Below are 8,677 nucleotides of genomic sequence, written 5' to 3' on the forward strand. Positions count from 1 at the left end.
ATGAAACTTATTTTTTTCTTGCTGGCTGCTGCCTATTTGCTTCTCTTTATCTTGCGTTGGCTCTTGTCTTTGACTTATTTGAAAAAAAGGCAGAGCTCTTCATCAGACTTTCAAGAGGAGCTTTATACGGTGGTCCAGCCCATCCTATCTGGTGACCCTCGTTTGGAAAATGACTTATTAGCCAATCTCCAGCAAACAGAAGTAGTGGAGTTTTACTGGCTGATTGATCAGTCTGACCCAGAGGCGCAGCGAGTGGCTGACAAGATTTGTCAAAATCCTTCTTATGCCCAGCGCATTCGCGTTTTTCTCATGGAGGATGTCCCACAGGGGATTAATCCTAAGAGTTATAAGATTGAGCAGATTATCGATGAGCTGACTCGACCATATCTGATTGTTCTCGACGACGACAGCGTCATTGATTTTTCAAAAATGGGAGAATTGACAGATTATCTGGGTGAGAATGTTATTTTGACAGGCATTCCCTATAATCAGGAGCGAAGTAATTTCTGGTCCAAGCTAGTAGCTGCTTTTGTCAATGGCAATTCTTTTATTACCTATTTTACCATGGCAGAAGTCAAAGCCAACCACTCGATTAATGGAATGTTCTATATTCTGCCACTTGAACTGGCTAGCGAGCAGAAGCTCTTCAGTGCTATAAAAGACTACTTATGTGATGATTTGGCTGTAGCGGATTTTTTACGCAGCAAGGGAGTTGAGATTATCCAGACGCGGGTGACTTGTAATGTCCGGACTACTATCAAGGATGCCAAGCGATATCTGTTGCAGATGAAGCGTTGGCTGCTTTTTAGCTCTATCTATCTGAAGGAGCACTTGGACTGGAAGGTTATTATTTTAATTGCTCTGCCTAGTTTTCTGCCGCTTCCTGCCTTGCTCATTAGTTTCTTTCTTGGCTGGCCTTTTGTGCTACTGGCTTTGCTTTTACTCTTGGTCAAGGCGGTTTGGATGCTGGCTTATCGTCGTCACATTCTATCCGGTCGGCCGCATCCTGATGAGGTGTTCTACGAAGTCCTGAATGATTTACTCTTGCCTTGGCTTTTCCTCTATGTCTTGTTCAGTCCGCGGGTGATTAACTGGCGGGGAAGGAAGATTCGAGTGACGGATGGGAAAATCCGCTATGAGTAAGATGAAGCAGTACTTGGATAAGTTGGATGCTCTGTCGCTAGATCAAACCATGTTGAAATCTAGCAAGGTCTTGCTTTTTCTCAGTGGCAGTAGCCATTTGGACTGCGCTAGTCTCACTGCAGGCCAGCTTGAGTTTCTTGACCAGATTTGTCCACCGGATTTCTCAATAGCGCCCAGTAATTTTCCATTTAATCAGAGATTTGAGCACGGGAGACAAATCCAAGTTACCTTGCTGAATGCTTCCATTTCCAATATCCGTTACTATTGGCATACTCTCTACAATTCTCGCTTTCAGGAGGCTTTGCAGCGGCATTTATCTCCTTTACTGGGTGTTGAGGAGGCTGTCATTATCTGCAAAAGCTCTGGACTCAATATGCTGACTCAGTGGCTGGAGGACTTGGGTGAGGAAAAGCTGCCCTTCAGACTGAGAGTGATTGCGCTAGGGCCTGTTTCACGGAGACTCCTAAATCGCAAGGATATTGACTTGCTGGTCATTAAGGGAAAGAAGGATATTTACAGTAGATTTCTAGATGGCCATCCAGCTGATGTGGTGGTGGATAGCAACCATTTTGATTATGAATACAGGGAAGATGTGAAAGGATTAGTTCATGACTGGATTAGAAAAAGTGATAAAGATTGATGTGATTAGTGTGCCATTTAGTGGGCATTTGCTGCCTACTTTGACCTTAGTCAAGCCTCTGCTGACGGATCCGCGTTTTCGGATTCGGGTCATCACTGGCTGCCAAAAGAAAGAGTTAGTAGAGGAAATCGGTTTTGACTGTCTAGCCCTCTTTCCAGAAAGACCGACAGTGATGGAAGACATCGCCAATACTCCGCAGCAAAGCAATCTTCTGATTGCCTGTCAGCAGTTTCGGGCCAATTCCAGACTAATTCCAGAAGTTATAGACGAATTAAATCGAATTTGGCGAGAGGGCGGCAAACCGGATTTGGTCATAGCAGATTTTGTTGCTTCGCCAGCGGGCCTAATTTCTGGTCGCTTTGGTATCCCTTGGATAACCACGATTCCGAGTCCGGTTGCAATTGAGTGCCGGACGACAACGCCGACCTATTTGGGAGGATGGAAACCTCATCAGGGTGTTTTATACAAGTTCAGAGATGCCTTAGGCAGGCAAGCTATTCGCTGTGGAAAGAAAATGGCCTTTGCCTTGGTCCGGAAGAGTTTGGGAGACTATCAAGATTTTAAACTCTATCGGGAAGATGGGACAGAAGCCATTTATTCGCCTTATTCTATCTTGGCTTTGGGCATGAAAGAGCTGGAGTTTCGAGATGATTTTCCTAAGCATCTTCGCTGGGTTGGCTACAAATGCCTGTCCTTTGATCGCCTGCCTGCAGATCATGAGTCTTATTTTGAGACCGATAAGAAGAGGGTTTTAGTGACTTGCGGTACGCATTTGAAATGGGAGAAGGAGCGCATGGTGGAGCGAGCGAAAAAGCTGAGTCAGCTCTACCCAGATTACCTCTTTTACGTCACCTTGGGAGAAGCTAGTGGCTTGGGAAATGTTCCGAAGAGACTGGCGGAAAACCTGCTGCTCTTTGACTATCTGCCTTATACAGATATTCTGGATAAGATAGATTTTGCCATTCACCATGCGGGGACGGGTATCATGATGGCCTGTATTGAGTATGAGATTCCCAGTCTCATTTTGCCGCAGGATTATGACCAGTTTGACAATGCCGTTCGTGCTGAGCTAGCCCAAGTAGGGCTGGTAGCTCGCAGAAAGACCGATGCAGAAGTGCTGCGCATTTTTAAGGAATTGACGAATCGCACGGACTGGTCTCAGTTGAAAATCCTTGCCCAGAAAAGTAAAGAATATCAGCCTACAGAGATTCTCTATCAGGAGCTGGGGCGCCTGCTCAAGCTTGATTTATAACTGGAGAATTCAACAAACTATTAAAGCATATCTCCAACATTAAAATATCTGAATTATTAAATTTCCCTATTCTTTTCAAGGAATAGGTTTTTTGGTCTATTCAAGTCTTTTTTAAGATGTTAAAATGAAAGTGATTACAAGAAAGTCGTTGGAAAGTCAACTTGGCTTTCTCGGTGTGACTGAAGAGGAAAGATAATGAAGAAAGCAATTCTAATGATGACTTTTGGCTCGCCAGAGGAGATTAGCTTTGAGGGAGTGGCTGAATTTTTTACCAATATTCGCCGCGGTGTCAGGCCGCAAGACCATGAGATTCAGACGCTCTATGATAACTATGTCCTCATCGGTGGAACGCCTCTGCAGCGTATCAGTCTAGAAGAGGTGGAAAAGGTCCGTCAGCGTTTATCTGGTGAGTATGCGGTTTATTTTGCCAATAAATTCTCACGTCCTTTTATCCCAGACGTGATCGAGCAGATGGAAGAGGATGGTATTGAGGATTGTATCTGTTTGATTCTAGAGCCGCATTTTTCTTACTATTCTGTCATGGGTTATGAGAAGTTTATCCAGAGTGATCGTATCCGCTTTAATATCATTAAGGAATGGTATCAGGAAGAAGCTATTCTTGGTTATTGGGCAGAGGAGCTGAGAAAGATTCTTACAGAAGAGGTTAGAGAAGATACCTTCAAGATTTTCTTTTCAGCCCACAGTGTGCCTATTCTGGCCTTGGATTTCGGAGATCCTTACATTGATCAAATCTATGACAATGCCCGTTTGATTGCTGAAAGATTAGGTCTGACAGAAGAGGATTATCTCAATGTTTGGCAAAGTGAGAGTGACATTGGACTCCCTTGGATCAAGCCTGACGTGCTGGACTACATGCGCCAGCAAGAAACACATCCGCAGCATTATATTTTTGTGCCGATTAGTTTTATCAGTGAGCATATAGAGGTCCTTTTTGACAATGACGTGGAGTGTAAGGAACTTTGCGAAGATTTGGGTGTTGCTTATCATAGACCGCCTATGCCCAATGCAGACGACCGTTTAATTGACGCCCTGATTCAAACTATCCGCCGCCATGAGCATGAACCTTTCAAAGAATGTTTTCCAGAAGAAGAAACTTTCGATGAATTGCAGCCGTCGGAGGAGAGCAGCCAGATTCTTGCTGAGGATGAAGAGCTGAAAATGCCAGATTTCGTCAAGAAGCTGATTGAGAAAAAAGGGCGCGAGAATGTTAAGATGCCATATTTTGTCAAGAAAATGCTGGAGAAAGCAGGAAAGCTGTCTAAGAGCTGATTGTTCATATTCGTTGATGACTTTATAAGATTATTCTAGAAGGAGAAAATCATGAGACTTTGGCACCAAGATTTGATTGAAAGACTTCCGCGCCAGCAGCTTTTAGGCCAGCATCGAGAATGCGCAGCCTTACGAGGACGAGGATGGGGCAAGCTGCATGCAACGGTCAACTATGTTTTTGAGCACAGTCCTTATTGCCTGTATGCTTATCATCTCTTGATTATGGAGGAGATGCAGAAGCGGGGCTATCAGCCGGATCCACTTTGGCTGGACAAGGACTATCGTGGCAAGACTTGTCCACCTTACCAGCAGTTGCCAGCTGAGGAGCTAGAACATCCCATTTATCCGGAGCATGACGCAGCCTATCTGCAAGAATGCCTGGAAAATCTCAAAGAGAAGGGGATAGATATTGTCTGATTTCCAAGCGCCAAGACGGTATAGTGTTAAGGTTATAGAACAACAAAAAGGAAGATATAGTGCTCTTCCTTTTTTGTATGTTATTTTGGAAAAAATACTAGTTATTTTAGGAACTCGAAATTTTTTTAAATTTCCCGAGTTGTAATTATTAACATTACAATTCTATGTGTTATAATCTTAGATGTAACAAAGAATGTTACAATAAAAATTTGTAACTTAAAAGGAGGAACATATTATGGCAAACATTACAATTTTTGGACAAGGAAACATGGGACAAGCAATCGCAAGTGTATTCAATTCAGGTGGACATGAAGTTGATTTTGTAGGTAAAGAAGGTCTTACAAAACGTGCGGGTGATATTGTTGTATTGGCTGTTCCATACTCTGCAATTGCAAGCATTCTTGAAGCTAATAAAGCAGCGCTCGCTGGAAAAATCTTAGTAGATATTTCTAACCCTGTAAACTTTGAGAATATGGATGAATTGCTTACACCAGCTGGGAGTTCAGCAGCAGAAGAAATTGCTAAGTTGATTCCTGAAGCTCGTGTGGTCAAAGCTTTTAATACAAATTTTGCGGCGACAATAGCTGCGAAACAAGTAGCAGGTAAAGAAAAAACGACTGTTCAATTGGCATCGGATGACCAAGAAGCAAAGAAAATTCTTGCTGGATTTATCCAAGAAGGTGGCTTAGATACGATTGATGCGGGCGAGCTCAAACGTGCCCGTGAGTTAGAGGCAATGGGTTTCTTACAAATAACACTTGCCGTACGTGAGAAAATCAACTGGACAGCTGGTTTTGCTGTTATTAAATAAAGAAAAAAATAGCCTCAAAGCAGGCTAATTCTTAGACTGAAAACAAAATCCTCAGAAGTTTCACTTCTGGGGATTTATACTTTTATGAGTTCAAAATAAACTTCTCGATAGCTGTAGCGACCCCATTTTCCTCGCAGCTGTCTGTGACGGCATCGGCTAGGCTTTTGACATGGTCTGAAGCATTGCCCATGGCAACACCGAGGCCAGCATATTCCAGCATCTCGATGTCGTTGTTGGCATCACCGATTGCCATGATTTCCTGAGGATTGACGTCTAATTGTTTAGCCAATCGCTCTAGGGCGAAGGCTTTGGTCACACCAGACGGCATAGCCTCGTAAATGACCGGCTGAGAGCGAACACCACTGAAACGCTGGCAGATTTCTTGGCCAAAGTCGGCTTCAAAAGCATCTACCTGCTCTTGGCTGCCTAAAAACATAGCTTGAAACATTCTATGTTGACCACTGCAAGCCTCTTCCAGGCTAATCTCGGTTGGAGAGGTGAAGACTAAGCTAGCATCATTCACGACATAGGAACTGGCTTTTTCTCCGACGACGAAATAATGCTCCTCATCAAAGAGAGTCAGCTGGACAGGGCTATTTTCAGACAGGCTGTAGAGATAGCGAATATCCTGACCGCTAAGCTCTTGCCAGTCCACCAAACTCCAGTCGCTGGTCTGATGTGTAGCGCAGCCATTGTCCACGATGACATATTCGTTTTCTTGTGCAAGGCCCAGCTTGTTGTAATAAGGCTTGACGCCGACCAAGGGACGGCCTGTGCAGAGAACCAATTTTACTCCTTTTTCAATAGCTCGGTGCAGAGCTTCGATGTGAGCCTGGGGAATTTCTTTTTTGCTGTTGAGCAAGGTGCCGTCCATATCAAGTGCAAGAATTTTAATCATAAAGTGTCTCCAAAATTATTCTGTGATAAGTATAGCATAATTTACAGAGAAAGTCCGAGTCTATAGGAAAAATCACTGGTCTTGTGTTATAATAAATAGAATACCCTAAAAGGATGAGAAAAATGAATTTAGAAGATTTGAAAAAACGTCAGGAGAAGATCCGCAATTTCTCCATCATTGCCCACATTGACCACGGGAAATCAACCTTGGCCGACCGGATTTTGGAGGCGACGGAGACAGTTTCCAGCCGGGAAATGCAGGCCCAACTCTTGGACAGCATGGACTTGGAGCGGGAGCGCGGTATCACCATTAAGCTCAATGCCATCGAGCTCAATTATACTGCCAAGGACGGTGAAACCTATATCTTCCACTTGATTGACACGCCGGGACACGTGGACTTTACCTATGAGGTATCGCGGTCGCTAGCGGCCTGTGAAGGGGCCATTTTGGTCGTGGATGCGGCTCAGGGGATTGAGGCTCAGACCTTGGCAAATGTTTATCTAGCGCTGGATAATGACTTGGAAATCCTGCCAGTTATTAATAAAATTGACCTGCCAGCTGCGGATCCAGAGCGGGTGCGGGCAGAGATTGAAGATGTGATTGGTTTGGATGCTAGCGAAGCCGTATTGGCTTCTGCCAAGGCTGGTATCGGAATTGAGGAAATTTTAGAGCAGATTGTGGAGAAAGTTCCAGCACCGACTGGAAATGTAGAAGCACCGCTCAAGGCCTTGATTTTTGACTCGGTCTATGACGCCTATCGTGGGGTAATCCTGCAGGTGCGGGTGATGGACGGCGTGGTCAAGCCGGGGGATACCATTCAGCTCATGAGCAATGGCAAGACCTTTGATGTAACAGAGGTTGGCATCTTTACTCCCAAGGCCATTGGACGCGATTTCCTAGCAACAGGGGATGTTGGTTATATCGCAGCCTCTATCAAGACGGTACAGGATACTCGGGTCGGGGATACAGTGACCTTGGCGGACAATCCAGCTGCAGAACCACTAGCTGGCTACAAGCAGATGAATCCTATGGTCTTCGCTGGTCTCTATCCGATTGAGTCCAATAAATATAACGATTTGCGCGAGGCTCTCGAAAAGCTCCAGCTAAACGATGCCAGTCTGCAGTTTGAGCCGGAAACATCTCAGGCATTGGGATTTGGATTCCGCTGTGGTTTCTTAGGCTTGCTGCACATGGACGTCATTCAGGAGCGTTTGGAGCGTGAATTTAATATTGATCTGATCATGACGGCGCCATCCGTTATCTATAAGGTTAATCTGACAGATGGTGAAGCTATTGATGTCTCTAATCCAAGCGAGTTTCCAGACCCGACCAAGATTGATTCCATTGAAGAGCCTTATGTCAAGGCGCAGATTATGGTACCCCAGGAATTTGTCGGAGCGGTGATGGAGTTGGCTCAGCGTAAGCGCGGTGACTTTGTGACCATGGACTATATCGATGATAATCGGGTCAATGTCATCTATCAAATCCCACTTGCAGAAATCGTCTTTGACTTCTTTGACAAGCTCAAGTCCTCTACTCGTGGCTATGCTAGCTTTGACTATGAAATTTCTGAGTATCGCTCGTCCAAGCTGGTGAAGATGGATATTCTCCTCAATGGCGATAAGGTTGATGCTCTCAGCTTTATCGTTCACAAGGAATTTGCCTATGAGCGTGGTAAGCTGATTGTAGACAAGCTCAAGAAAATCATTCCTCGTCAGCAGTTTGAAGTACCCATTCAGGCAGCCATCGGACAGAAAATCGTGGCTCGGACAGACATCAAGGCCCTGCGTAAGAATGTCTTGGCCAAGTGTTATGGTGGTGATGTTTCTCGGAAGCGGAAACTCCTTGAAAAACAAAAAGCTGGTAAAAAACGGATGAAAGCTATCGGATCTGTCGAAGTCCCACAAGAAGCCTTCCTCAGTGTCCTGAGTATGGATGAGGAATAAAGTCTTATCTCTCTAGGTAATATATCCCAAAAGGAGAAAATCATGAAACGATCGTATCTGCTTGGAGCAGTTCTGGTACTAACTTCACTTACTCTTACATCGTGTGCCAATTCTGGACAAAAGCCTGGTCAATCTAGTTCTTCGACTAGTTCCAGTGCACAAGTGAAAAAGAATTCTTCAAATTCTTCTTCTAAAAAAAGCAAGAGCAAAACCAATCAAGAAACAAAACGTGTTGGTTCTCCAGAGTTTTGTTTCTTGATTGGTTTTGCTCTTGCTTTTT

The 8,677-nt window shown here is 44.4% G+C and carries 8 protein-coding genes and 1 pseudogene; 8 read left to right on the plus strand and 1 reads right to left on the minus strand.

What is annotated here, in order from left to right; all coding sequences use genetic code 11:
* The 6 genes from K4H96_RS11390 (at position 1) to K4H96_RS11415 (ending at position 5,553) form a co-directional block, all read left to right on the plus strand.
* Complete coding sequence (locus tag K4H96_RS11390) at positions 1-1,143, plus strand: glycosyltransferase (RefSeq protein WP_223336957.1); 1,143 nt, start codon at positions 1-3, stop codon at positions 1,141-1,143.
* Positions 1,136-1,783, plus strand: coding sequence for a hypothetical protein (locus K4H96_RS11395; protein WP_002903038.1), 648 nt, complete (start codon positions 1,136-1,138; stop codon positions 1,781-1,783). The genes K4H96_RS11390 and K4H96_RS11395 overlap by 8 nt, the downstream gene beginning before the upstream one ends.
* On the plus strand, positions 1,752-3,035 hold the full coding sequence (locus tag K4H96_RS11400) for a glycosyltransferase (protein ID WP_223336956.1): 1,284 nt from the start codon (positions 1,752-1,754) through the stop codon (positions 3,033-3,035). The genes K4H96_RS11395 and K4H96_RS11400 overlap by 32 nt, the downstream gene beginning before the upstream one ends.
* A gap of 195 nt (positions 3,036-3,230) precedes the next feature.
* Positions 3,231-4,325 (plus strand): ferrochelatase, encoded by a 1,095-nt coding sequence (gene hemH / locus K4H96_RS11405; protein WP_223336955.1) that lies wholly within the window; start codon positions 3,231-3,233, stop codon positions 4,323-4,325.
* Positions 4,326-4,376: 51 nt separating this feature from the next.
* On the plus strand, positions 4,377-4,742 hold the full coding sequence (locus tag K4H96_RS11410) for a TIGR02328 family protein (RefSeq protein WP_223336954.1): 366 nt from the start codon (positions 4,377-4,379) through the stop codon (positions 4,740-4,742).
* Between the two features lie 235 nt (positions 4,743-4,977).
* On the plus strand, positions 4,978-5,553 hold the full coding sequence (locus tag K4H96_RS11415; RefSeq protein WP_223336953.1) for an NADPH-dependent F420 reductase: 576 nt from the start codon (positions 4,978-4,980) through the stop codon (positions 5,551-5,553).
* 82 nt (positions 5,554-5,635) lie between these two features.
* Here the strand turns inward: K4H96_RS11415 and K4H96_RS11420 are convergent, their stop codons facing one another.
* Positions 5,636-6,451, minus strand: a complete 816-nt coding sequence (locus K4H96_RS11420) for a Cof-type HAD-IIB family hydrolase (RefSeq protein ID WP_223336952.1) — start codon at positions 6,449-6,451, stop codon at positions 5,636-5,638.
* A gap of 122 nt (positions 6,452-6,573) precedes the next feature.
* Here K4H96_RS11420 and lepA point away from each other — a divergent pair, with 122 nt between their 5' ends.
* Entirely contained in the window at positions 6,574-8,397 is a 1,824-nt protein-coding gene (gene lepA, locus K4H96_RS11425; protein ID WP_023916330.1) for a translation elongation factor 4, read from the plus strand.
* A gap of 42 nt (positions 8,398-8,439) precedes the next feature.
* Positions 8,440-8,677, plus strand: a pseudogene (locus tag K4H96_RS11430) (hypothetical protein); the annotation flags it as partial.

It is taken from the genome of Streptococcus sanguinis, from assembly GCF_020729765.1.
Taxonomy (GTDB): domain Bacteria; phylum Bacillota; class Bacilli; order Lactobacillales; family Streptococcaceae; genus Streptococcus; species Streptococcus sanguinis_Q.

What these genes read in the sequence shown, in the direction of transcription:
- K4H96_RS11390 (WP_223336957.1), top strand. Translation starts at nt 1, where the DNA reads ATGAAACTTATTTTTTTCTTGCTGGCTGCTGCCTATTTGCTTCTCTTT.
- K4H96_RS11395 (WP_002903038.1), top strand. Translation starts at nt 1,136, where the DNA reads ATGAGTAAGATGAAGCAGTACTTGGATAAGTTGGATGCTCTGTCGCTA.
- K4H96_RS11400 (WP_223336956.1), top strand. Translation starts at nt 1,752, where the DNA reads ATGACTGGATTAGAAAAAGTGATAAAGATTGATGTGATTAGTGTGCCA.
- hemH (WP_223336955.1), top strand. Translation starts at nt 3,231, where the DNA reads ATGAAGAAAGCAATTCTAATGATGACTTTTGGCTCGCCAGAGGAGATT.
- K4H96_RS11410 (WP_223336954.1), top strand. Translation starts at nt 4,377, where the DNA reads ATGAGACTTTGGCACCAAGATTTGATTGAAAGACTTCCGCGCCAGCAG.
- K4H96_RS11415 (WP_223336953.1), top strand. Translation starts at nt 4,978, where the DNA reads ATGGCAAACATTACAATTTTTGGACAAGGAAACATGGGACAAGCAATC.
- K4H96_RS11420 (WP_223336952.1), bottom strand. Translation starts at nt 6,451, where the DNA reads ATGATTAAAATTCTTGCACTTGATATGGACGGCACCTTGCTCAACAGC.
- lepA (WP_023916330.1), top strand. Translation starts at nt 6,574, where the DNA reads ATGAATTTAGAAGATTTGAAAAAACGTCAGGAGAAGATCCGCAATTTC.